Origin of the sequence: Wolbachia endosymbiont (group A) of Andrena fulva, from assembly GCF_964026815.1 — a bacterium.
In the GTDB taxonomy this organism is placed as follows: domain Bacteria; phylum Pseudomonadota; class Alphaproteobacteria; order Rickettsiales; family Anaplasmataceae; genus Wolbachia; species Wolbachia pipientis.
Genome location: NZ_OZ034701.1, coordinates 44,364 through 67,979, shown reverse-complemented (window position 1 = coordinate 67,979; position 23,616 = coordinate 44,364). Strand labels below are relative to the sequence as shown.

22 protein-coding genes, 1 tRNA gene and 1 pseudogene are annotated in these 23,616 nt (G+C 36.4%); 14 read left to right on the top strand and 10 right to left on the bottom strand.

The features are described from left to right. Positions 1 to 16: 16 nt before the first annotated feature. Positions 17 to 89 (bottom strand) — tRNA-Val (locus AAGD84_RS00335). Between the two features lie 264 nt (positions 90 to 353). On the opposite strand from AAGD84_RS00335, the gene AAGD84_RS00330 reads away from it, so the two are divergent. From AAGD84_RS00330 to pnp, 6 genes are all read left to right on the top strand, one after another. Then, the gene (locus AAGD84_RS00330; RefSeq protein ID WP_007548762.1) at positions 354 to 683 is read left to right on the top strand and encodes a transposase; all 330 of its coding nucleotides are present in this window, start codon (positions 354 to 356) and stop codon (positions 681 to 683) included. Then, positions 667 to 867: a hypothetical protein gene (locus AAGD84_RS00325; RefSeq protein ID WP_010082383.1), complete on the top strand. Its 201-nt coding sequence runs from the start codon at positions 667 to 669 to the stop codon at positions 865 to 867. The genes AAGD84_RS00330 and AAGD84_RS00325 overlap by 17 nt, the downstream gene beginning before the upstream one ends. A 19-nt stretch (positions 868 to 886) precedes the next feature. Then, positions 887 to 1,294, top strand: a complete 408-nt coding sequence (locus AAGD84_RS00320) for a transposase (protein WP_007548764.1) — start codon at positions 887 to 889, stop codon at positions 1,292 to 1,294. A gap of 85 nt (positions 1,295 to 1,379) precedes the next feature. Next, positions 1,380 to 1,640 carry a hypothetical protein gene (locus AAGD84_RS00315; protein ID WP_265038372.1) on the top strand — a complete coding sequence of 87 codons (261 nt, stop codon included), beginning with the start codon at positions 1,380 to 1,382 and terminating at the stop codon, positions 1,638 to 1,640. Between the two features lie 12 nt (positions 1,641 to 1,652). After that, the gene (gene rpsO, locus AAGD84_RS00310) at positions 1,653 to 1,925 is read left to right on the top strand and encodes a 30S ribosomal protein S15 (RefSeq protein WP_006279944.1); all 273 of its coding nucleotides are present in this window, start codon (positions 1,653 to 1,655) and stop codon (positions 1,923 to 1,925) included. Between the two features lie 14 nt (positions 1,926 to 1,939). After that, positions 1,940 to 4,213, top strand: a complete 2,274-nt coding sequence (gene pnp / locus AAGD84_RS00305; RefSeq protein ID WP_095742791.1) for a polyribonucleotide nucleotidyltransferase — start codon at positions 1,940 to 1,942, stop codon at positions 4,211 to 4,213. Here pnp and AAGD84_RS00300 read toward each other — a convergent pair. The 3 genes from AAGD84_RS00300 to AAGD84_RS00290 are packed head-to-tail and all read right to left on the bottom strand — an operon-like array spanning position 4,155 to position 6,225. Continuing rightward, positions 4,155 to 4,337, bottom strand: coding sequence for a hypothetical protein (locus AAGD84_RS00300; RefSeq protein ID WP_341818025.1), 183 nt, complete (start codon positions 4,335 to 4,337; stop codon positions 4,155 to 4,157). The genes pnp and AAGD84_RS00300 overlap by 59 nt on opposite strands. Before the next feature lie 11 nt (positions 4,338 to 4,348). Further along, complete coding sequence (gene ltrA, locus AAGD84_RS00295; RefSeq protein WP_338476458.1) at positions 4,349 to 5,650, bottom strand: group II intron reverse transcriptase/maturase; 1,302 nt, start codon at positions 5,648 to 5,650, stop codon at positions 4,349 to 4,351. Next, positions 5,635 to 6,225, bottom strand: a complete 591-nt coding sequence (locus tag AAGD84_RS00290) for a hypothetical protein (RefSeq protein WP_341818024.1) — start codon at positions 6,223 to 6,225, stop codon at positions 5,635 to 5,637. The genes ltrA and AAGD84_RS00290 overlap by 16 nt, the downstream gene beginning before the upstream one ends. Before the next feature lie 124 nt (positions 6,226 to 6,349). Here AAGD84_RS00290 and AAGD84_RS00285 point away from each other — a divergent pair. Continuing rightward, positions 6,350 to 6,733, top strand: a pseudogene (locus AAGD84_RS00285) (IS66 family transposase); the annotation flags it as partial. 28 nt (positions 6,734 to 6,761) lie between these two features. Here the strand turns inward: AAGD84_RS00285 and AAGD84_RS00280 are convergent. After that, positions 6,762 to 7,621, bottom strand: a protein-coding gene (locus AAGD84_RS00280) for an IS630 family transposase (RefSeq protein WP_264705388.1) whose coding sequence is annotated in 2 segments (ribosomal slippage) — positions 6,762 to 7,297 and positions 7,297 to 7,621 — 861 coding nt in all. Because the reading frame shifts where the segments join, the coding sequence is not laid out codon by codon here. Positions 7,622 to 7,687: 66 nt separating this feature from the next. Here AAGD84_RS00280 and AAGD84_RS00275 point away from each other — a divergent pair. Next, on the top strand, positions 7,688 to 8,305 hold the full coding sequence (locus tag AAGD84_RS00275; RefSeq protein WP_341818023.1) for a transposase: 618 nt from the start codon (positions 7,688 to 7,690) through the stop codon (positions 8,303 to 8,305). Positions 8,306 to 8,422: 117 nt separating this feature from the next. Here the strand turns inward: AAGD84_RS00275 and AAGD84_RS00270 are convergent, their stop codons facing one another. Next, positions 8,423 to 11,221 (bottom strand): WPE palindromic element domain-containing protein, encoded by a 2,799-nt coding sequence (locus AAGD84_RS00270; RefSeq protein WP_264723472.1) that lies wholly within the window; start codon positions 11,219 to 11,221, stop codon positions 8,423 to 8,425. Between the two features lie 99 nt (positions 11,222 to 11,320). Between AAGD84_RS00270 and AAGD84_RS00265 the strand changes: the two genes are divergently transcribed. The 6 genes from AAGD84_RS00265 to AAGD84_RS00240 all read left to right on the top strand — a co-directional run bounded on the left by AAGD84_RS00265 (position 11,321) and on the right by AAGD84_RS00240 (position 21,459). Further along, the gene (locus tag AAGD84_RS00265; RefSeq protein ID WP_341818022.1) at positions 11,321 to 14,437 is read left to right on the top strand and encodes an AIR synthase-related protein; all 3,117 of its coding nucleotides are present in this window, start codon (positions 11,321 to 11,323) and stop codon (positions 14,435 to 14,437) included. A gap of 1,242 nt (positions 14,438 to 15,679) precedes the next feature. Beyond that, positions 15,680 to 18,475, top strand: coding sequence for an excinuclease ABC subunit UvrA (gene uvrA, locus AAGD84_RS00260; protein WP_264723016.1), 2,796 nt, complete (start codon positions 15,680 to 15,682; stop codon positions 18,473 to 18,475). 54 nt (positions 18,476 to 18,529) lie between these two features. Beyond that, positions 18,530 to 18,874 (top strand): hypothetical protein, encoded by a 345-nt coding sequence (locus tag AAGD84_RS00255; RefSeq protein ID WP_341818021.1) that lies wholly within the window; start codon positions 18,530 to 18,532, stop codon positions 18,872 to 18,874. A 65-nt stretch (positions 18,875 to 18,939) separates the two neighbouring features. Continuing rightward, the gene (locus AAGD84_RS00250; protein WP_341817859.1) at positions 18,940 to 20,265 is read left to right on the top strand and encodes an IS4 family transposase; all 1,326 of its coding nucleotides are present in this window, start codon (positions 18,940 to 18,942) and stop codon (positions 20,263 to 20,265) included. A 38-nt stretch (positions 20,266 to 20,303) separates the two neighbouring features. Then, on the top strand, positions 20,304 to 20,612 hold the full coding sequence (locus AAGD84_RS00245) for a hypothetical protein (RefSeq protein WP_341810039.1): 309 nt from the start codon (positions 20,304 to 20,306) through the stop codon (positions 20,610 to 20,612). Between the two features lie 115 nt (positions 20,613 to 20,727). Continuing rightward, positions 20,728 to 21,459, top strand: coding sequence for a ComF family protein (locus AAGD84_RS00240; RefSeq protein ID WP_151807656.1), 732 nt, complete (start codon positions 20,728 to 20,730; stop codon positions 21,457 to 21,459). 178 nt (positions 21,460 to 21,637) lie between these two features. Here AAGD84_RS00240 and AAGD84_RS00235 read toward each other — a convergent pair whose 3' ends face one another. From AAGD84_RS00235 to AAGD84_RS00220, 4 genes are all read right to left on the bottom strand, one after another. Further along, positions 21,638 to 22,021: a transposase gene (locus AAGD84_RS00235; protein ID WP_264723034.1), complete on the bottom strand. Its 384-nt coding sequence runs from the start codon at positions 22,019 to 22,021 to the stop codon at positions 21,638 to 21,640. 15 nt (positions 22,022 to 22,036) lie between these two features. After that, a protein-coding gene (locus AAGD84_RS00230) for an IS630 family transposase (RefSeq protein WP_264705388.1) occupies positions 22,037 to 22,896 on the bottom strand; the annotation gives its coding sequence in 2 pieces (ribosomal slippage) (positions 22,037 to 22,572 and positions 22,572 to 22,896; 861 coding nt in all). Between the two features lie 120 nt (positions 22,897 to 23,016). Continuing rightward, a complete protein-coding gene (locus AAGD84_RS00225; RefSeq protein WP_010082383.1) occupies positions 23,017 to 23,217 on the bottom strand; it encodes a hypothetical protein in 201 nt (66 codons plus the stop codon). Further along, positions 23,201 to 23,530 carry a transposase gene (locus AAGD84_RS00220; RefSeq protein WP_007548762.1) on the bottom strand — a complete coding sequence of 110 codons (330 nt, stop codon included), beginning with the start codon at positions 23,528 to 23,530 and terminating at the stop codon, positions 23,201 to 23,203. Before AAGD84_RS00220 ends, AAGD84_RS00225 begins: the two co-directional genes overlap by 17 nt. Positions 23,531 to 23,616 lie beyond the last annotated feature (86 nt).

The following is a 23,616-nucleotide window of genomic DNA, read 5'->3' as shown; positions in this document are numbered from 1 at the left end:
CATTCAGTTAAGCAAATGGGCAATGACAGACTTGAACTGCCGACCTCCTCGGTGTAAACGAGATGCTCTACCAGCTGAGCTAATTGCCCCTTTAGATCTAATTCTATAGCTCAATATTATTATTGTAAACAAAAATAGCAATAAATTGTATCCGTTCAGCAGAGTGGCAAAATAGGTAGACAAGGTGATCTAAAAAGATAATCATAGAGTAAATGTGAGGTAAGTCCTTACAATAAATGGTGTCATCCAAGTAGCCGACACTGGGATGGCTTTGTTGCATAGCAACTGAAAAAATCTGGTGGCTACTGACAAAATTCATTATAAAATAGCCATTTAACCTTGAAAGAAAAAATATGCCACAAAAAATGAGGGTCAGTAACCATAGCGAATATAACAAATTTCTAGAAAAAAGAGGAAATATTTTTCATTATATCAACGAAGCCATAGAAAAGTGGTACGAGAATGGTCCAAAAATACCAGGTGGCAACAATATTTATAGCGATAAAGTTGTAATTTTGGTGCACATAATAACTTGTTTATTTAGAATAGGCCTGAGGCAAACAGTTGGGTTTATAGCAGGATACCTTGAGCAAATTGGGAAAAATTTGCAAGTTATCAGCTATTCACAATCATCAAGAAGGTTTAAGAAACTCAATATTAAGATCAATGATTGCAGAAAATAATATGGAAGATATCGAAATTGCTATAGACAGTACAGGAATTAGTATATACAACAACACTCCTGGTCATAGCAAAGAAAATAGCGAAGATAGAAAGTATCGCAGCTATGAACAGACAAGAAAATTGCATGTAATGTTGAATACAAACAGCAAAAAAGCCATAGCTGTAAAATACAGTAACGGCTGATCACTATGGAGCTTGTGATTTGCTAAAAGAAGTCGATTTTCAGTATGTCATAAAAGTACTATATGCAGATAGGGCATATGACAGAGAAAAGCTCTATAAGCTGTGTAATCAATATGGTATAAAAACGAAAATTCCTCCGAAAAACAACGCAGCAGAGCATCCAAAGTTAGACTATATGGCTGAGAGAAATTCTGCAGTCAAGCTCATAAAGTCATATGATGAAGATGGTATAAAGAAGTGGAAAAAAGAGATGAGTTATGGAAAAAGATCTTATATAGAAAGTTTTTTCTCGCGACTGAAACAAACATTCGGGTTTAGTTTTAGGAATAAATCTGAGACAAATAGAGAGAAGGAACTACTTGTTAAATGCTATTTGCTCAATAAGTTCACTGATATTGGTATGGCTAAATTTGAGATAGCTTCATAAATTTATTGTGCGTTACCTACTATCCGAAGAGCGATGCAACAAAGCCATCCCAGTGTCAGCTACTTGGATGACAGAGGGGGGTGGGATGACAGAAGATGATGGAGTGACAGGGAGTAATACAAAAAGTTTCGTCATCCCCATTGAATCGGCTTTAAAATCGATGTTCAAAGTTGAAATTTCCCTAGAAGATTCGGGGAAAATCAGAAAAGGTCAGGAAGTTGTATTAAATAACTTGCGTAATTTAAAGAATCATGATATTTGTTGTACGGTGGTGGGTAGTGTACCTATTGCAATCTGCAGTTTTATTTATGGTTGTGTGAAACCTATTCGTGTTTTTAATATTTAAAATGAGGTTTAGATGTCGATAACATCCGAAAAGAAAAAGAGTTTGATAAATATATATGCAATTAAAGAAGATGATACAGGCTCATCTTTTGTACAATGTGCAATTTTGACCGAGAGGATCAGTAACTTAACTGAGCATTTTAAAGTGCACAAGCATGACCATCACTCTAAGCGTGGTTTACTTATATTGATAGGTAGAAGACGCAAGCACTTAAATTATATAAAGCGTAAATTTGGTAATGAAGCCTATCAGGAATTAATAGAGAAGTTAGGCATTAGAAAATAATCGAGGAATTTAATATGTTTAAAATTATAAAAAAATCTATAGAGTGGGGTGGTCGTGCCTTATCTTTAGAAACAGGAAAAATAGCACGCCAAGCTCATGGTTCAGTAGTTGTAAATTACGGTGATACTTCTGTTTTAGTAACTGTTGTACGTAAAAAGAAGGAAGAAAGCGTTGATTTCCTACCTTTAAATGTGCAGTTTATCGCAAAAAGCTATGCCATGGGTAAGATCCCTGGCGGGTTTTTTAAAAGAGAAGGCAAGCCATCTGATAGAGAAACTTTAATCTCAAGAGTAATAGATAGAAGTATAAGACCACTATTCCCAGAAGGATTTCATGATGAAATTAGTGTGGTGTGCAATCTATTAACTTATGATACAGTCAATCCTCCTGAAGTGCCAGCATTGATTGGTGCTGTTGCAGCTCTTGCAATTTCTGGTGTTCCCTTTCACTTTACTATAGCTGGAGTGATGGTTGGTTGTGATGAAAATAATAACTATATACTCAACCCTTCTGTTCAAGAGATGAAAGCAAGCAGCTTGGATCTGTTTTTGTCTGGTGATGAAAATTCAATTTTAATGGTTGAATCAGAAGTGAAAGAGCTCTCTGAAGAAAATGTTTTTAATGCAATAAAATTTGGCCATGAACACCTTAAGCCTGTCATTAAGCTCATAAAAGAGTTTGCTGATACAATTGGCAATAAACCTGAGAGCTTTGCCCCTATTGATGCATCAGATATAACACAAGAGCTCGAAAAATACGGTAAAGATTTTGAAAAAGCATATTCGCAAACAGTAAAACAAGAGCGAGTTCAAGCTCTAGAAGCGATCAGAGAGAATATATTGAATACTCTTAAAGAAACTGGAAAAGACGAAAAGTTAATTACGTATGCAGTAAAAAACTTTGAAAGATCTTTAGTACGTGAAATAATTAGGAAGAAAAGTGTAAGGATAGACGGTCGTAAGCATGATGAGATACGTCAGATAGAAGTTGAAGTTGATATTCTGTCCAAAACTCACGGTTCTGCACTATTTACAAGAGGCAATACTCAGGCACTGGTTGTTACTGCTCTTGGCACCACTCAAGATGAGCAAATTGTGGATGATATTGAAGGGGATAGACGTGAGCATTTCATGTTGCATTATAACTTTCCCTCATTTGCTGTTGGAGAAACTTCTGCTGCGCGTGCACCAGGAAGAAGAGAAATCGGTCATGGCAAACTTGCTTGGAAAGCAATTCATCCTGTTTTACCCGATAAGTCTGAATTTCCTTATACAATAAGAGTAGTGTCCGAAATTTTGGAGTCTGATGGTTCTTCTTCTATGGCAACAGTTTGTGGGACTTCTCTTGCTTTAATGGATACGGGTGTGCCAATAAAGGCCCCTGTTGCTGGAATTGCTATGGGTCTCATCAAAGATAAAGACGAGTATGTAATACTTTCCGATATACTTGGTGATGAAGATTATCTTGGTGATATGGACTTTAAAGTAGCAGGAACTAGTGAAGGGGTTACGGCGCTACAAATGGACATGAAAATTTCTGGTATAAGCTTTGAAATTGTTGAAAAATCTTTAGAACAGGCAAAAGCTGGAAGATTACATATTTTAGAAAAAATGAATGCAGTGATTTCAGAACACAGTGATGATGTCAAAGACCATGCACCAAGGATGTTATCATTTTACATAGATAAAGACAAAATTTCTGCTGCTATAGGTTCTAAGGGGAAAAATATACGCAGTGTGTGTGAAAGAAGTAATGCAAAAATTGAAATAGGAGATGATGGTAAAGTTTCTGTTTTTGCTACGAGTGGCACTGAAGCTGAAATTGCAAAGAGTATGATGATTGATTCAATAACAGAACTAGAACAAGGTTCTATAGTTGATGTCAAGGTTGTAAGAATAGAGAAGTCTATTGTAGAGCTTGAATTTCTTAATGGCAGAAAAGGAAAAATGCACATAAGTGAAGTAGCTAATGAACATATAGATTCTATAGAGAGCGTACTTAAACAAGATGATACTTTCAAAGCACTAGTAATTGACTTCGAAAAAGGTGGGTGTCCAAAGTTGTCAAGACGTCGGGTTGATCAAGAGACGGGAGAGTTTTTTGAAGGTGAGCTTTACAACGAGGAAAGGAAAGATGGTCCAAATGACAGGGATAATTATTACAATAATTCATTTAGTAGAAAACCTGGAGGAAGTCACCATAAGAGGCCTCCTCGTCCTCGTTCTGGTTTCAGCAACAGAAATAGGCCGAAATTTGGTAATAATGATTCATCATCAGGTTTTTATTAAGAGTAAACTTGTTCGGTAGAAGCTGTAGCTTTACTCCTCTCGTTTGAGTTTTATTACTACAACTCCCCCTAAAGAACCGTGCTTGCAGATTTCCCGCACACGGCTCATCAATATTAGTTTTCACAGTCGTCCCTCTTATGCATATAAAGAAAAATGTATTTTTGGCTTTGGTAATGGATTTACTTCTACGTAGTGTACAAACTGTTCCCAGGTCATACTCTTTTTCTGACTACGCCGATTTATCCATTTAAATGCTAGCTTTCTTACTGATGTGTAAAATTGTTTCAAACACCAATAATTTCCGCTAATACCAAAGTAGTTATAGTGTCCTGTTAATTTAGCCTTCAGTACTTGCCACCAATCTTTAAGTCGAATACTTCCGCGGACTATTTTCAACCACTCCTTGATTTCTTTTAGTTTTCTGGCTAGATTTAACTTAGAGGTTTTATGTCCCATCATTAATCTACCACGACGACTTTTTGCACCATAGTGCGTAAACCCCAGAAAATTGAAACTTTCCGTCCTTCGTTTCTCTCTTATCGCTCGTTGCCACTCCCTCTTGCCAAACTTTACTACTCTGGTCTTGTTTTCAGATACTTCCAACCCAAATTTATTTAGCCTTTGTTTCAGTAATTCCAGAAATTCTTCCGCGTCTACCTTACTTTCGCAACAAACCACAAAATCATCGCAAAACCTTATTACTTGTATATATCCTCTGGATCTTGGTTTAAATTTCTTTTCTATCCATAAATCCAACACATAATGTAAGTATATATTTGCTAATACAGGACTTACTATACCGCCTTGTGGTGTACCTTGTTTTGTTGCTTCATAATTTCCAGCTTCGACTATCCCTGCCTTGAGAAACCGCTTTACTAACCACAGCAAATTTGGGTCAGTTATTCGTTCCCTTAGACACCTCATTAGCCATTTATGCTGTATATTATCGTAGAACTTCTTGATATCCACTTCTACAATGTAGTTTATTGGCTTGTACATAACTGCTTTATCTAGTGCATTTACCGCTTGATGACAGTTTCTTCCTGGTCGAAATCCATATGAGCTGTCCAGAAAGTTTGCCTCGTAAATATTTTCTAATATCTTCTTCAGCATAATCTGTACTAATTTATCCTCGGTCGATGGTATTCCGAGTCCGCGTTTCTCTTTACTTCCAGCTTTCGGTATATATACCCTCTTTACTGGTTGTGGTTGATATTGCTTCCTCTTCATACTTTCTACTAGCACTTCGAGTTTCTCATTCAGATTTTCTCCGTATGATTCCACTGTTATCTGGTCTACTCCACAAGCCTTGTTACGCTTCAGTTCTTTATAACATCTCGCAAGATTCTCTGTATTTATCAGATGGACTAACGATGTGAATTTTAGTCGCTTATCTTGCTTTGCTCTTACTGCTATCTGGTTTAGTTTATATCGCATGTTATTCCTACCTCCGTTGTATTGGCATAGCAATCCCTATTCCAGTTACTATATTGCTGATCGCTTCCCCTTGTACGTGGCTTTCCCACATTCTGAGTACTATCAATCAGTCCGACTTCCCCTGCATCTTCCGCTAGTTCTTGCCTTTGTTGACTTGTTCCAACGTACCTTAATAGGAATGCATGGGATCTCCCAAGTTCACTTGAAGTCCATTTCAATACATGGCACGGTCTCAGATCCCGATAGAGTGAGTGATAACTTGCCTTTACGTTATCCTTCATGCTGTCTTCCATGGCCATGAACATGTCGACCTCTATGTCTTCAGGTATTTCGGGACTCCACTCCTTCACTTCCGTTGTGCCCTGCATTGTCCATCCCACTAGCTCTATTACACTCGTTACCTCATGCAACATAGTGGTCTGTTCCAAACTGTTGGCTAGACTTTGTTTGTGTTGGATTTTCACCAACTGTTCTCCAAGCACTTCTTGGCGCACCTTGGCGCACCTTGCGTTACCTCTCGTCATTCCAGTGCTTAACACTGGAATGACACCCTTTCTGGTGAAGGTTGTTCTCAAATCACAATGTTAGTACAATTGTGGTGTTAGCTATAGCTAACCCAAGGTATCCGTTCAGCGGAGTGGTAGAATAAGGTAGACAAAGTGATCTAAAAAGATAATCATAGAGCAAAAGTGAGGTAATGTGGTAAACCTTTTAGAACTTTGCAAAAATTTACAGCAAAAAATAGAAAAACTGAAAGCAGAGATAGAAAACTTAAAAGCAGAAAATAAAGCTTTAAAGATAGAGAACGCTGAATTAAAGGAAAGGCTTGGTTTAAACTCGAAAAATTCATCTCTACCGAGCTCTAAAGAATTGTACAAAACAAAAAAGGACAAGCCAAAAAGCGAAAGGAATGTTGGCGATCAGGTTGGGCATAAAGGAAATTTTCATGCTACAATGGAAGCGGATAAAGTAGTAAAAATAGAGTTGCCTAATATTTGCGAATGCGGAGGAGAGCTTGTAATATGCGAAAAACCTTATGTTCACCAAAAAGTTGATCTTCCGGAAATTAGGCCTTATGTAGTATAGCATTTCTCATAATAGTCCGAACAGGTCATAGGAAGGCAGAATCAACAGCACGACGAAAGGATTCGAATAGAGGAATGTTTTTCCTGGCTCTGTTTTTTATAGCAAACCAATGATGCTCAATTTTGTTGAAATCTGGAGAATAAGGCGGCAGATACAAAATTTCTGCACCAACCCCTTTAGCAAGCTCGATAATCTTATCAGACTTATGAAAAGTAGCATTGTCAAGAATGACAGTCTGTCCAGGTTCCAAGATCGGTGTCAAAAATTGCTCAAACCATCCATTAAAAACATCCATATTACAGTGGCCTTCAAAGGTTAACGGAACAACTATCTTTCTTCCACTTAAGGCTGCAACCATACTGATTCGTTGAGTTTTCTTTCCAGATTTTAAGGCATAAAACCGCTGTCCTTTCTGGCAATATCCGTAGGGGTAGTCTTCGGTGTTATCAATGCCAGACTCATCTATATACACTAAGTTTTTAGGTTCTTTTGTCGCTATAATTTTCAAAAATTCAGCACGTTTTTCTTCGTTTCTTTCCTTGTATCCATATGTCTTTTTTTGCGCGTAAATCCAATTTTTTTAAGGGCTCGATAGATCGTTTGGATACTAACGTTGTTCCAAAGTTTAGCCATTTCCGATAGAGTCTTTCCTCCGTGTTCTCTGGCAAATTTGGCAAAGGTATCCCAGTCGGTAATTTTGTGATTGTAACCCCCATTTCCAAGTTTTTTTGATTGAAAGTCTCCTGTTTCTTTTCTTCTTTGCTGCCACTCCCATAAAGTAGTTCGTCCAATCTTAAATCTTGCTGCCACTGTTTCTCTGCTTTCTCCTTCGTCTAGCGCTTCCATTGCTTTTTTTCTTAAATCATAACTATATGCTGCTGGCATTCAACCTCCTTATCATCATCTACCCTTATCCTATCACATCCGGACTTTTATGGAAAGAGCTATAATATGGAAGATATCGAAATTGCTATAGACAGTACAGGAATTAGTATATACAACAACACTCCTGGTCACAGCAAGGAAAATAGCACTGACAGAAAATATCGTGGCTATGAGCAAACGAGAAAATTGCACGTAATGTTGAATATAAACAACAAAAAAGCCATAGCTGTAAAATACAGTAACGGTGTCTACTCTGATCACTATGGAGCTTGTGATTTGCTAAAAGAAGTTGATTTTCAGCATGCCATAAAAGCACTATATGCAGATAGAGCATGTGATAGGCACAAGTTTTATAAGTTGTGTAACGAATATGATATAAAGACAAAAATTCCACCAATAAACAATGCGGCAGAACATCCAGAAATAGATTATATGTCTGACAGGAATGCTGCTATTAGGTTAATAAAATTATACTGTGAAGATGGCATGAAAGAATGGAAAAAAGAAGTAAATTATGGGAAAAGATCTTATATTGAAGGGTTTTTCTCAAGATTAAAGCAAATATTCGGATTTAGTTTTAGGAATAAATCTGAGATAAATCGAGAAAAAGAACTGCTAATCAAATGCTATTTGCTTAATAAATTCACTGATATTGGTATGGCTAAATTTGAGATAGTTACATGAATTTACCATAAATCACCATCTCATAAAGTGTGATGCAACAAAGCCATCCCAGTGTCTGGGCACTGGGATGACACCCTTTTGGATGGAAACCAGTGTCAGGTACTCGGATGACACCATTTACAACCACTCTCCTACCCTTTCTAGCTGTTTATAACTGTTAAATCTCAGGAATTTATCAAAATATGGAGAGGCAATAAAGGGTGTGGAATTACTTAAATAGTTAGATAAAAAACCAGGCAGATCATTTTTTAATTCTTGCATTTTGTATCTATAATTTTGTATAGAAATAACTTTTATTTTATCATAATCAAGTTTCCAATAAGCAAGTTCTGAGACTTCTCTTTTTGTTATATGTTCTACCGCTAAGGCTTGTAAAATTAATTGCGGAAAAAATCCCGACATTACTTCTTCATTGGAAGGTGGTGTACCAAGCTTATAGTCTATAATTGCCACTTGCCCACTTGGTAGATACTCAACTCTATCACATCTTGCTATCAGTGAAATTTCTTGTGGCTTATTTGTCATCCAAGCAGTTTCATACTGATCACAAGAACCAGTGTCACGCGCTGGAATATGAAATATCGGACAGGAAAAGTTCTTTTCCAACTCAACATAATTGCTTCGAGTTTCATCAAATTCGACAAAAGATTGAATTATCTTTTGTAGTCTTACCCACCACATATTTGAAAAATTAAACTGACTAGTCGAGAATGCTTCTCGTGCAATGCTCATTGGAGATTTTTTGTTGCGTAAATATCTTGCAAGAATGTTGTGTACCATAGTGCCAAATTCCAATATCGATGGCTTAAAATTCAAGTCTCTTAATTGTTTAAGGCCCAGTATATATTCAACGTAAAATGAATAAGGATTACGAATTAGCTTTTCTATTGCACTGCAAGACATCACCTGCATTTTTTCTTTTCTAACTTCGGTTTGAGGTTTTGGCATAGGCTGAGTACATGGAACAGTACATTCAGGCGTATTTAATATCCTTAGCCAATCACGATACGGCTGCTTCCCCTCCTTGAGTAGAATTTCCAAACGCTGCAATAGAATTGGTTTTCTATGGCTTAGCGATCTTGTAATATAAACCTTACTTGCACAAAACAAATTGTGTAAAGTATAAAAAAAATACCCCTGCTCTTCTTGCACGGAAGGAAGATTAAATTTTTCTCTCGTAAATGCATTCAAAAGCGGATTTTGAAAGCTTGGCGCTTCATTAAATCCAGCAAGTATTACAACTTTGTTGTGATATAAGCTGAATTTATTCAAGTCACTTGCTACAGAGAAAAACTCTTTCTCTAAAAATAAGGTCAGAATTTGGCTATATAACTCTAAGGAGCACTTAATTTCTACACCCTCACATGCATTCAAGAAATTACAGGTGAAATTACCTATTTCACTATTTAGCTCTGAAAAATTTATACCAGATAATATATTAATACACTGCAAATGAGTTGCTACCACATCAGAAATAGAGTAATTTATAGAATTAAGCAAAGGATTAAATATAGCCTCTAACTTATTGATAATAAGTAATATATCTTCTTTATGTTTTAGCTTTTTATGGGCATTGATAGCATTTATAATATCGCTCAGGCCATTTGTACTAAAGTTGCGTAATATCTCTATTTCAAATTCAGATAAAATCCGAGTGTACTCTTCTTGAGTGTAACCAAAAGTCACTAGCCTATGTTTAAGGAGCGAAAGTAATGACACACTGCTCCAATTTGAGGTCAAAACTTCGATACTATAAAGCAGAAGCGTTATATAAGGGTAATTTTCCGGTATGGCACTGTGTTGCCTTGATAAACATGCTATACGAGCTGCAAGTAATTTATCAAAGACGACCAAAGAAATGTTTTCATAACCTTCATTTTCTATAATTAATGATGTCACTTGTGCTTCTTCCTCTCTGGAATCACAAGTGATGACTTCAATATTGCCAACATGTCCACTACTAACTTTGCTTAGATCGGCAGTTGTATCAAAGACGTAATCTAGATATTCCTCAGGACTTCCTGTTATCCCAGCCCTTTCTTCTGTCATCCCAGTGCTTGACACTGGGATCCAGTTTTCATTATACAGCCACCTGGTGCGCTCATTTAAAGTTAAGTTTTCTGGATCCCAGTGTCTGGGCACTGGAGAACACGCTTCTGGCAGAAAACTTACATCCTCTCTGCCTATACTTAAATAACCTAGCAGATCTTTCAGACAATATTGATAGTGTTTTTTATCAAGCAATTTCCAGTCTTTCTCTTTAATTTTCAAATTCAGGTTAGGCAAAATTATTTCTCCAAACGGCAGGTCATATATAGCCTTAATTAACGACTTATCCTTTCCAATTCCAACAAAGATTATATGTTGGTCTTTTTGTAAAGAGATTATCATATTGTTTATGTAATCACTCTTATGTTTTAATATATCTACTACTTCTAAATCTTTTAAAGTTTTACTCCAAGTCTCAGTGAGTAAGCTTATGAAATTCTCTATTTTTTTTGAATGTTCATCAAATTGATAACAATCCGTTGTTTGGGTAGATTGAATTTTATCAAGCAGTGATGGCAGGCTATAAGCTAAATCAATTGGAAAATTATCATTATTTTTTCTATTCCACTCCAATATGAATTGAATGAGTAGCAGTGTCCTTTTTGTTGGCTTGATAACTTTAACCCTATCAAGATTTAATATTAAATCTTCCTCATCAATATTCTCTAGCGAAACTATCTCTGGCAAAATTATGCATTTTTTAGCGTTATGATTCTTGAATGCACTCAGCAGCGCTATCACATCCCTCTTGCAAGGAAGTATGATTTTTACTTCAGGAATTTTTTCTCTTTCATATTCAGAAAATATGTGCTGAACCAGCACATCAAAAAGAGATTCATCCACATTAACGGTAAAAACTCTTCCCACTAACAGTAACAATTAATACAATATTTTATTGTATAGAAATTATTCAAAATATAAACGTGCTTGTATGCTATTATATATTAAAATTTTTTATAACATTACATGGCAAACATTAGAATAGAAGTTTTAAATAAATGCGAGCAAATTGGCCGCAGATGGTTAGTCAACGTTTACTCGATTTACATACGCAAAGGATTACCATCCAAATTATATGAAGAAATTTGCGGGCTATTTTATAATAAAGTCATACAAGATTGCCGTTATTATTCCTACAACGAAAACCTTGAAGAAGTTCAATATGATTTCATAGAACCACAAGCTGAGTGGGGCTTGGAAATAAGCTTTTTACCTGGCATGACCGATAATGTAGGCAACACAGCGAAACAAATTGTTAGGGAGTATTTAATAAGCAAAGGCTATATCGATCCATCTGTCATGCAAATTCCCCCCTCTGTCATTCCAGCGCGTGACGCTGGAATCTATAGATCCCAGTGTCGGGGCACTGGGATGACGGACGAAAAGGCTGGAATGACACCAATTGAGATCAAAGCAAGAAGTTCAAAATTGATTTTGGGTAAAGGAAGCATGCCAACCGAAGATTATATAAAGCAAGAATTCAACCCTATCACTGAGTATTGCACGCTTGTTTATAAAGAAAACGGCAATTGCTATTGGAGGCATTACGGTAAGTTAAAAGGCGTCATCCCAGTGCTTGACTACTTGGATCCAGAAAATTTCAAGCAATTGTATAATGAAAACTGGATTCCAGTGTCAAGCACTGGAATGACAGAGGGGGAAACAGGAATGACAAAAGAGAGCACTGGAGTGATATCAAGTAGTAATGGGGCTAAGTCTGTTGACCTCAATGTAAGTGACCAAGAACTTGAGAAAATCAGCAGAGATGGAATTGATGGTAACGGCACTTTAGGGCTCTCGCTGGCAGCAATGAAAGCTATAAAGGATTACTTTAAAAAACTTAATAGAAATCCATATGATATTGAACTTGAGTCCCTAGCACAAACTTGGTCTGAACATTGTAAGCACAACATTTTCTGCTCTCCTATTGATGAAATAAAAGATGGCCTATACGCACATTATATCAAGCGTGCAACGCGTGAGATAAATTCTGACATATGTGTGTCAGTTTTCTCCGACAATGCCGGAGGAATAATCTTCGATGACGATTACTTAATCGTAGATAAAGTTGAAACTCACAATAGCCCTTCAGCTCTCGATCCTTTTGGTGGAGCAATGACCGGAGTGCTTGGAGTAAATCGTGATATAGTTGGTTTCGGTAAAGGCGCAGAGCCTATAATGAATACCTATTACTTTTGCTTTGCCAAAGAAGCAAAAGGCAAGTTTTATAGGGATAAAGAGCGCACTGATGAGATCTTACCGCCAAAATATATAATGAAAGAAGTGATCCATGGCGTTAATGTTGCTGGTAACTGCTCTGGTATTCCAACACAACTTGGATCGGTATATTTTGACGATAGATTTTGTGGAAAGCCGTTAGTCTTTGTTGGAAGTGTAGGAATTATTCCACGCAACATAAATAACGCACCTTCACACATTAAAGGACCAAAAAATGGCGATAAAATCGTAATTATTGGTGGAAGAGTTGGAAGGGACGGAATTCACGGCGCAACTTTTTCTTCAGAGGCTTTGTCGGGAAACAGCCCTTCAACAATTGTACAAATTGGTGACCCTATAACACAAAAAAAATTATCCAATGCCGTCTTGGAAGCAAGAGATCTTGGTCTTTATAATGCAATAACGGATAATGGAGCAGGCGGTCTATCATCGTCTATTGGTGAAATGGGAAAAGACGGATTTGAAGTTGATTTGAGCAAGGTTCTCCTTAAAAACGATGGTATGGCTCCATGGGAAATATGGATATCAGAATCACAAGAGAGAATGACCTTAGCAGTGCCAGAAGAAAATCTCCCTACGTTCAAGCAAATCATGAAAAAACACGATGTGGAGGTTTGTGTGATTGGAGAGTTCAGTGATAGCAAGAGGGCTAAGGTTCAACTTTCTTCTGCTCCACCAATAATGGACATCGAAACTGAATTTCTGCATGATGGTAATCCCAAAGTGCATTTACAGACAAAGCCGTGGTCTAAGGGGCTTCTAGCGCCATGCACTGGAATGACAACAAATCCAGCATCTTTAGAAGTCGAGCTAAAAGAAATGCTGAGCAGACCAAACATATGCAGCAAAGAGTTTATAGTGGTGCAATATGACCATGAAGTTCAAGGATCGTCAGTGCTAAAACCATTGCAGGGCAAGGGAAGAGTGTGCAGTGAAGCTATTGTTTCAAGGCCAATCTTTTCTTCAAACAAAGGTGTTGTGAAATCACAGGGGTTTGGCTCGAGTTATGGAGAAATTGACACCTACCACATGGCAGCATGTGCAATTGACACCGCGATACGCAACTATGTAGCCGCAGGAGGAAATATAAATCATCTAGCGTTGCTCGACAATTTTTGCTGGTGTGATGCTTATAATCCAGAAAGGCTGTGGCAACTAAAGAGAGCTGCAGAGGCTTGTTACGACTTTGCAACTGCATTTAAAACACCATTCATATCCGGAAAAGATAGTATGTTTAACGACTTTAAGGGATATGACGAAAATGGCGAGAAAGTGATGATCTCTGCACCACCTTCATTACTCATCTCAGCAATTGGAGTTATAGAGAATATTGAAAATGCGGTATCGCTTGATGTGAAAATGCCGGGGGACTTGATATATGTGCTTGGTACAACCCACGATGAGCTTGGTAGATCTGAATATCAATTATACAGTGGAATAGGTAATAACAACGTACCAAAAGTCGATGCAAAGAGCGCTAGGAAGTTGTATGAGCGTTACAACCAAGCAATAAAAGATGGCATAATTGCCTCTGCAATTGCACCAAACTTAGGCGGATTAGTTATTGCTCTGGCAAAATCGCTAATTGCAGGAGACCTTGGTGCTGAAATCGATCTTTCACTAGTGCCAATAGGAAAAATACAAAATACAGACATAATAAACAAGATAATAATGTTTTCTGAATCGCAAAGTAGAATTTTGGTTACTATTGCACCACAAAATCAGAAGAGGTTTGAAGAATTGTTTGAAGGTGCAGTTTATTCATGTATTGGCAAAGTAACAGAGAAAAAGGTGCTAAACATAAAGGATGTTTTAAAAGTAGATCTGAAAGATGTGGCATGCTAATATAAAATATTTTTCTTATTATGCTAAATAACTCTTTTACTATATGTAATGTTTATTTAGAATGAATGTATGTTATTAATTTTGGGTAGGTAATTATGTCTATTTTATCGATACTCCTGTTTATCAGTCTTTCTTTACTCAACACTTCAAATAAATTGATGATATGTGCTGCCTTATTTGTGGGAGCTGCTTTAGTTGTAAATTCAATGGTTGAATTTTATGGCAGAAGCAAAGCTACGTACAACTTAATAGTGTGTACAGCGCTATGTTGTGTTTTTAAATGGCAAAGTTTTAATTTGATGATATTGATTTCATATACTGCAATTTTAGTATCTCTTCTCTCAAGCATAATTATTTTTGAAAAATTGAAGTCCAAGTTGAATTTTCATATGGCAAATTTCATTACTTTAATTATAGCATCAGTGGTTGATAGTGCCGTTGTATGTGTTGGATTACTATACAAATTTTCTGCAGGTAAATGCTTATCAATATACATTAGAGATTTAATTTTTAAGTTTTCTTATGTGTCAGTATTGAGCATCTGCTTGTTTGTAGGAATGTATTTATTTTGCTTGGCGAACAAGAAGTATTTTAAGATTTCCACATAACCTGTTTTCTGATATAGCTAAACTGACTTTGGGTCCTGGGGGTGTATTTGGTGGTCCTAATACGTAACAACAGTTTAGAATTTATAGGTAGCCTAAACCCACAACTGTACAAACACTATGATTTGAGCCTATCAGGGGGGTGTCATTCCAGTGCCCAGACACTGGAATCCAGAAAAAAGAATGGTGTCATCCCAGTGCTTGACACATAGCTGTACGAACATTCATTTTTGAAGGTAAATTGCACAGCAAATGGTGTCATTCCAGTCTGGAATCCAGAAATTTTGCTTATAACTGAGCTGATGAGCTAAAGGTAGTTGTCTTACGCTAAAACAAACGTTTTTAATTAAGTTGCATAGAACCAGTGTCTGGGCACTGGCCCACTGGTGGGAATTGCTCCTAAACTACAACGTTCGTACAGCTATGTGCTTGACACTGGGATGACATCATAGGGGCACTGGCCTACTTAACCGTCATACCGTCGCGGTATCTCAGCCGCTAACAAGTAGCGGAATGACGATTTATCAAACGCTGCTTAATTTTCCGTAACAGTTGAAAAAATCAATAGAAAATCAATATATCACTATAAATTCACGTATTTTGAGGCTATAATGGTTAATACGCTATATGGTATAATATGGACGATTTTATCAGAGTTAAGGGCGCAAGGGAACATAATCTGCAAGGTGTAGACGTCAATATACCGAAAAATAAGCTAGTTGTTATAACTGGGCTAAGTGGTTCTGGCAAGTCTAGTCTCGCTTTTGATACAATTTATGCGGAAGGCCAACGCCGGTACGTTGAAAGCCTATCAGCTTACGCGCGTCAATTTCTCAATATTCAGGATAAACCAGATGTTGAGTCGATTACAGGTCTCTCTCCTGCAATATCTATCAACCAGAAATCGATCTCAAAAAATCCAAGGTCAACAGTTGGAACTGTTACCGAAATTTACGATTACTTGCGCTTAGTGTATGCACGAATAGGAGTTCCTTATTCACCTGCAACTGGATTACCGATAACAAAGCAAACTGTATCTCAAATTGTAGATACTATAATCGCGTTACCTTTAGAAACTAAAATATATATACTTGCCCCTGTTGTGCGTGGTAGAAAGGGAGAACATCTCAAAGAGATATTGGAAATTAAAAGACAAGGTTACGTAAGGTTCAAAATAGATGGTGAAGTATACAATGTAGATGACTTGCCTAAACTCGATAAGAACAAGAAACACGACGTTTTTGTGGTTGCAGATAGAATATCAATATTGGACGATATAGGAAATCGACTACCAAGTAGTATAGAATCCGCACTAAAACTTGGTAATGGTCTAATGTATGTAGAAATAGTAAACCTACCTGACAACCATAATTCCGAGTATAAAAATGGTCAAATTCTGACTTTTTCAGAGAATTTTGCATGCCCCGAGTCTGGTTTCACTCTTGAGGAAATAGAACCAAGATTATTTTCTTTTAACAGCCCTTACGGTGCATGTGGTTCGTGTAATGGGCTTGGTAAAAAGCTGGCTATTGATGTGAAGCTGATAGTGCCAGATGAAACTCTTTCAATATCTGAAGGCGCTTTAAAGCCAGTGGGATCAATGTTCCGTCAAGTGCACACAGGTTATGGATTTTTAAAAAGTGCAATTCTATCACTGGCTGAAAATTGTAAATTTAGCCTTGATGTTCCGTGGAAGAACATAGATCAAGAAGTAAAAGATATGATACTCTTTGGCTTCGGTAAATTTCAAGGTTTGGTCAGTATCTTAGAAAACCAGATGGATTATGATGAAACGCTTGTTGAGCGATATTGCTCTGTTACTCACTGCAGAGAATGCACTGGCTATAGATTGAGAAAAGAAGCGCTTACAGTAAAAATTGATAGCAAACATATAGGTGAAATATCAGGGCTTAGTATCGATGAATCCCTTAAGTGGTTTGAAAATTTGCCAGACAAGCTCACAGAACAACAGAAGCAAATCTCAAATAAAATACTAAGTGAAATAATCAAGAGGCTAACATTTTTAAAGAATGTAGGGTTGAATTACCTAACGCTTGATCGAGAATCTAGCACTCTCTCTGGCGGCGAGAGTCAGAGGATCAGACTTGCTTCGCAAATTGGCTCAGGATTAACGGGGGTTTTATATGTTCTTGATGAACCCTCGATTGGCCTTCATCAATGTGATAATGATCGGTTAATTGCCACACTAAAAAACTTAAGAGACATGGGTAACACTGTAATCGTTGTTGAGCATGATGAAGATACAATAATGGCTGCTGATTATGCGATTGATATTGGTCCTGGAGCTGGCGTAAATGGTGGAAAAGTTGTTGCAGAAGGAACACCAGACCAGGTGCAAAGAAATTCGGGGAGCATAACAGGGCAATATTTGAGTGGAGAGAAAAAAATTTTAATTCCAAGGAGAAGAAAGCAAGCAACTCAGTTCATAAAAGTAATAAATGCATGTGAAAATAACTTAAAAAATGTGAACGTTAAATTTCCTATAGGGAATCTTATTTGTGTTACTGGAATATCAGGAGGGGGAAAATCAAGTTTAGTCATAGAAACGTTATATAAATATTCAGCACATAAGATACATCATTCGTCTGCAAGGTATGGTCAGTGTGATAGAATAGAAGGCCTTGAATATATAGATAAAGTTATAGAAGTTGATCAGTCGCCAATTGGTAGAACTCCTGCGTCAAATCCAGCAACATATGTTGGTATGTTCACTCATATAAGAAATTGGTTTGCAGGTCTTTCGGAGTCAAAAGCAAGGGGATATAATATAGGCCGGTTTTCATTTAATACCAGAGGGGGAAGGTGTGAGGCTTGTAAAGGTGATGGGCACTTAAAGATAGAGATGCATTTTCTACCGGACGTTTATGTGAAGTGTGAGCAGTGTAAAGGGCGAAGGTATAATCGGGAAACATTGGAAGTTACTTATAAAGAAAAATCAATCTCTGATGTCCTTGATATGACGATAGATCAAGCTTGTGATTTTTTTGAAAACCTTCCAATGGTAAAAGAAAAGTTGATTTCTTTGCAGGAAGTGGGGCTTGGCTATATAAAACTCGGACAGTCGTCAACAACGTTGTCTGGGGGTGAAGCACAACGAATAAAGCTGTCCAAAGAGCTATCAAAACGATTTACCGGAAGAACATTGTATATTCTTGATGAGCCAACAACTGGATTACACTTTGAAGACATAAATAACTTACTAAAAATACTCCATAGATTAGTCGATTTGGGAAACACTGTTATAGTTATCGAGCACAATTTGCACGTTATAAAAACTGCAGATTATATAATAGACATCGGACCAGAGGGCGGAATAAAAGGCGGAGAAGTGATTGCTACTGGAACTCCAGAAGAAGTGGTAAAAATTCCAGAAAGTGTTACAGGCAGGTATCTTAAAACGTATTTATTATAAACTATTTCTTAATTATATTAGGCTAGGTTGCATATTTATGATTTGGAGATAAGAATGTCAGTATATCGATACTTTAGAAGGTACGTTGAATATGGAGTTGTACCTGCTAAGAAAGCAGAAGATAACACACTAGTTCCAGAAAATAGTTTCTATAAATCTGTACGTTACGTTGATAATGTGCTAGGACCTGTGAAAGATGTAATTTGTGGAGCTGAGAGTAAAGACAATTATAACAAGTATTATCAAGATAATGATAAATGTGAATACGTGGGCCACAGAGCAGAGGGAGTGTATTCATTGTGTACATTGGGTGCTGTTTTAGCAGCCAACATAATATTGCAACCTTTATTTTTGATAGTGGCATGTTTGTCATACATACGCGTCAAGTTAAGGAAATAAAGGTATGAAAGAGATAGAATAATAAGGTATAAGTTCTCCCAGATATACTTTTAGTGAGAGAACCAATGAATAAAATAACTTGCTTATCAAAAAAGCTCAAAGAATTTTTTAATGAAAAAGCAGAGAAAATCTCAATTACAACAAGGTTTATAAAAAGAAAGAGAAAGCTAAAAGGTTCATCATTCGTAAAAGCCATGGTCTTGGGTAATATAGGAGTTGATAATTGTAGCGTAGAAACAATGTGTCAATTACTAAACGAGGACTCGATAGATATAACAAAACAAGGTTTGGATTTTAGATTTACTGAAGAAGCAGTGGAATTTATGAAAAGGATGTATAATGAATCTGTGGTTCTCTTTAAAAATATCTTGCAAGTTGATTGCAAAATCTTACAGCAATTTAATAGTGTTAAATTATTGGACAGTAGCTATATTACTCTACCTAACAGTATGGAAGAGATGTATAAAGGTTATGGTACTAGCTACAGTGGCTATGAAAGCAATACTAAGTCTGGAATAAAGTTACAATTAGTTTTCGATTACATGAATCAGATAATAGACCAACTTAATTTAACGGAGGGAATAAGATCAGACCAGGGATATAGGAAACATTTAAGTAATATATCAAGCAATGATTTGCTAATATCTGATCTCGGTTATTTTGTGCCAAGTTCTTTTAAACAAATCAATGAAATAGGAGCTTATTTCATAAGTCGTTATAAATCCGATACCAACGTATATGATGTAGAAACAAATCAAAAAATGGAGTTATTAGAATGTTTAGAGGATAAGTTATTTTTAGAAAACGAGGTATTGTTAGGAAAAGAAGCAAAAATTAGAGTAAGAATTATATGTCAGAAACTAACTGAAGAACAGTCTATAGCCAGAAGAAGGAAAGCTAATAGATTAGCAAGATCGCAGGGATATACATCCTCTAAAAGAAATCAAAAATTGTTGAACTGGTCAATATTTATAACTAATGTTCCAGAAAATAAAATTAGTGCTGAGCAAGTATTAACGATTTACAGAGTAAGGTGGCAAATTGAGTTATTATTTAAATTGTATAAAAGCCATATCAGACTTGATAAGCTAAAAGGAAAGCCATGCAGAGTATTATGTGAACTATATGCTAAATTGTGCGCAATTCTTATATTTCACGGCATAGTTGGTTGCACAGAAGTGAAAAAGAATACAGAACTTAGCTTAACAAAGGCATTTATTGAGCTAAAAAGACGGGTTAGAGAGTTATTTTTAGTATTAACCAAGATTAATAGTTTAAAAGTATTTCTTAAAAAACTCACTATAACTTGGTCGCGATTTTCATTAAAAGACAAACGTAGAAGGGCTAGAGTATCCACTTTAACCTCTCTAAATTTGCTCACAATCTCTTAACTTGACGCGTATGTTTGTCATACTTTCCAGTCAAGTTATTGTCAAAAATAACAGGGGACTATTGTTTTAAAACGGATACAAAATCATTCGTTAATTATTCAAACATATTTTTAGAAATGGGGCAAGATTGTGCTAATGCAGTAGCTAGAGTATTTAACAAGATTGTAAGTTATGCTTGCGCTGCTATCATTTGGGCTGCCGCGTCAATCATAACGCCACTTGTGTGGGCTTGTGACAAAGTGCAAAGTAAGTTGAGTGAAGTACAGAAGCCAGAAAAACATCAATTTTTATCTAAGGATAATTCAAAGACTACTTCAGTCAATGGTATACCACAAACTGAGTTATAAGTTCTGCTTTTCAGCAGCATGAACTATATTGAAATGGAATAAAAAGTGAAAGAGTGTAAGCTTAAGTTACTTTAGCTATACTATATAAATTATTTTATAATATATTTAATGAGTTGTGAACCTTCTCTTACTAAAAAAAGCTACAAATCTCATATTTCCAAGCGTATGCGTAAGTTGCGAATGTATCATTGATGAAAATCTTAATCTGTGTAGTGAATGCAACAAAAAAATCAATTTTCTAACTAAGCATTACTGCAATGTTTGTGGCGTAGTAATCTCAGACAATATTTATACGTGTGGTAAGTGCATCATCAATCCTCCACCGTTTAAAGTATTAAGATCAGTTTTTGCTTATGATCAACATAGTAGAAACATGATTATAAATTTCAAATTTTTTGATAATTTGAATTACGTAAAAATCTATGCAAAGTGGATACACCAAGCTAATCAGGATACATTTCAGAACGCAGAGATCATAATTCCTATACCGTTACATAAAATGCGCTTGTTTAAACGTAAATATAATCAAGCAGCACTGCTTGCAAAAGAATTGAGTAAGTTGTCCAATTTATCCTATACGCCATTTGCAATAAAACGCCTTCGCCATACTGCGCCTCAAGCTGGTCTTTCACTTAAACAGCGTGAAAAAAATTTAAAGAAGGCTTTTAGTATAAGCAACAAAGAAATTATCGAAAATAAAATCGTGATATTAGTTGACGATGTGGTAACAACCGGAGCAACTGTAAGATCTTGCTCTCAGGAAATTTTAAACTCCGGTGCAAAAGAAGTGAGAGTGCTATCACTTGCAAGAACGGTGAATGATTGGACCTCTTGCATAAAAAATTAGCAGTCAGTATCATCCAAGTAGCTTGACTACTTGGATCTATTTTTTTCTAGATTCCAGCGCCAGCGTCACGCACATAGCTGTACGAACATTGTTTGCCAAGGAGGGTGTCATCCCAGTGCTTGACACTGGGATGGCTTTGTTGCATCGCTCTTCGGATAGTAGGTAACGCACAATAAATTTATGAAGCTATCTCAAATTTAGCCATACCAATATCAGTGAACTTATTGAGCAAATAGCATTTAACAAGTAGTTCCTTCTCTCTATTTGTCTCAGATTTATTCCTAAAACTAAACCCGAATGTTTGTTTCAGTCGCGAGAAAAAACTTTCTATATAAGATCTTTTTCCATAACTCATCTCTTTTTTCCACTTCTTTATACCATCTTCATCATATGACTTTATGAGCTTGACTGCAGAATTTCTCTCAGCCATATAGTCTAACTTTGGATGCTCTGCTGCGTTGTTTTTCGGAGGAATTTTCGTTTTTATACCATATTGATTACACAGCTTATAGAGCTTTTCTCTGTCATATGCCCTATCTGCATATAGTATAGCATTTCTCATAATAGTCCGAACAGGTCATAGGAAGGCAGAATCAACAGCACGACGAAAGGATTCGAATAGAGGAATGTTTTTCCTGGCTCTGTTTTTTATAGCAAACCAATGATGCTCAATTTTGTTGAAATCTGGAGAATAAGGCGGCAGATACAAAATTTCTGCACCAACCCCTTTAGCAAGCTCGATAATCTTATCAGACTTATGAAAAGTAGCATTGTCAAGAATGACAGTCTGTCCAGGTTCCAAGATCGGTGTCAAAAATTGCTCAAACCATCCATTAAAAACATCCATATTACAGTGGCCTTCAAAGGTTAACGGAACAACTATCTTTCTTCCACTTAAGGCTGCAACCATACTGATTCGTTGAGTTTTCTTTCCAGATTTTAAGGCATAAAACCGCTGTCCTTTCTGGCAATATCCGTAGGGGTAGTCTTCGGTGTTATCAATGCCAGACTCATCTATATACACTAAGTTTTTAGGTTCTTTTGTCGCTATAATTTTCAAAAATTCAGCACGTTTTTCTTCGTTTCTTTCCTTGTATCCATATGTCTTTTTTTGCGCGTAAATCCAATTTTTTTAAGGGCTCGATAGATCGTTTGGATACTAACGTTGTTCCAAAGTTTAGCCATTTCCGATAGAGTCTTTCCTCCGTGTTCTCTGGCAAATTTGGCAAAGGTATCCCAGTCGGTAATTTTGTGATTGTAACCCCCATTTCCAAGTTTTTTTGATTGAAAGTCTCCTGTTTCTTTTCTTCTTTGCTGCCACTCCCATAAAGTAGTTCGTCCAATCTTAAATCTTGCTGCCACTGTTTCTCTGCTTTCTCCTTCGTCTAGCGCTTCCATTGCTTTTTTTCTTAAATCATAACTATATGCTGCTGGCATTCAACCTCCTTATCATCATCTACCCTTATCCTATCACATCCGGACTTTTATGGAAAGAGCTATACTTTTATGACATACTGAAAATCGACTTCTTTTAGCAAATCACAAGCTCCATAGTGATCAGCCGTTACTGTATTTTACAGCTATGGCTTTTTTGCTGTTTGTATTCAACATTACATGCAATTTTCTTGTCTGTTCATAGCTGCGATACTTTCTATCTTCGCTATTTTCTTTGCTATGACCAGGAGTGTTGTTGTATATACTAATTCCTGTACTGTCTATAGCAATTTCGATATCTTCCATATTATTTTCTGCAATCATTGATCTTAATATTGAGTTTCTTAAACCTTCTTGATGATTGTGAATAGCTGATAACTTGCAAATTTTTCCCAATTTGCTCAAGGTATCCTGCTATAAACCCAACTGTTTGCCTCAGGCCTATTCTAAATAAACAAGTTATTATGTGCACCAAAATTACAACTTTATCGCTATAAATATTGTTGCCACCTGGTATTTTTGGACCATTCTCGTACCACTTTTCTATGGCTTCGTTGATATAATGAAAAATATTTCCTCTTTTTTCTAGAAATTTGTTATATTCGCTATGGTTACTGACCCTCATTTTTTGTGGCATATTTTTTCTTTCAAGGTTAAATGGCTATTTTATAATGAATTTTGTCAGTAGCCACCAGATTTTTTCAGTTGCTATGCAACAAAGCC

Bases quoted from the DNA above. Each gene is read 5' to 3' on its own strand.
- AAGD84_RS00330 (WP_007548762.1), top strand. From the start codon at position 354: ATGCCACAAAAAATGAGGGTCAGTAACCATAGCGAATATAACAAATTT.
- AAGD84_RS00325 (WP_010082383.1), top strand. From the start codon at position 667: ATGATTGCAGAAAATAATATGGAAGATATCGAAATTGCTATAGACAGT.
- AAGD84_RS00315 (WP_265038372.1), top strand. From the start codon at position 1,380: ATGACAGAAGATGATGGAGTGACAGGGAGTAATACAAAAAGTTTCGTC.
- rpsO (WP_006279944.1), top strand. From the start codon at position 1,653: ATGTCGATAACATCCGAAAAGAAAAAGAGTTTGATAAATATATATGCA.
- pnp (WP_095742791.1), top strand. From the start codon at position 1,940: ATGTTTAAAATTATAAAAAAATCTATAGAGTGGGGTGGTCGTGCCTTA.
- ltrA (WP_338476458.1), bottom strand. From the start codon at position 5,650: ATGCGATATAAACTAAACCAGATAGCAGTAAGAGCAAAGCAAGATAAG.
- AAGD84_RS00275 (WP_341818023.1), top strand. From the start codon at position 7,688: ATGGAAGATATCGAAATTGCTATAGACAGTACAGGAATTAGTATATAC.
- AAGD84_RS00265 (WP_341818022.1), top strand. From the start codon at position 11,321: ATGGCAAACATTAGAATAGAAGTTTTAAATAAATGCGAGCAAATTGGC.
- uvrA (WP_264723016.1), top strand. From the start codon at position 15,680: ATGGACGATTTTATCAGAGTTAAGGGCGCAAGGGAACATAATCTGCAA.
- AAGD84_RS00255 (WP_341818021.1), top strand. From the start codon at position 18,530: ATGTCAGTATATCGATACTTTAGAAGGTACGTTGAATATGGAGTTGTA.
- AAGD84_RS00250 (WP_341817859.1), top strand. From the start codon at position 18,940: ATGAATAAAATAACTTGCTTATCAAAAAAGCTCAAAGAATTTTTTAAT.
- AAGD84_RS00235 (WP_264723034.1), bottom strand. From the start codon at position 22,021: ATGAGAAATGCTATACTATATGCAGATAGGGCATATGACAGAGAAAAG.
- AAGD84_RS00225 (WP_010082383.1), bottom strand. From the start codon at position 23,217: ATGATTGCAGAAAATAATATGGAAGATATCGAAATTGCTATAGACAGT.
- AAGD84_RS00220 (WP_007548762.1), bottom strand. From the start codon at position 23,530: ATGCCACAAAAAATGAGGGTCAGTAACCATAGCGAATATAACAAATTT.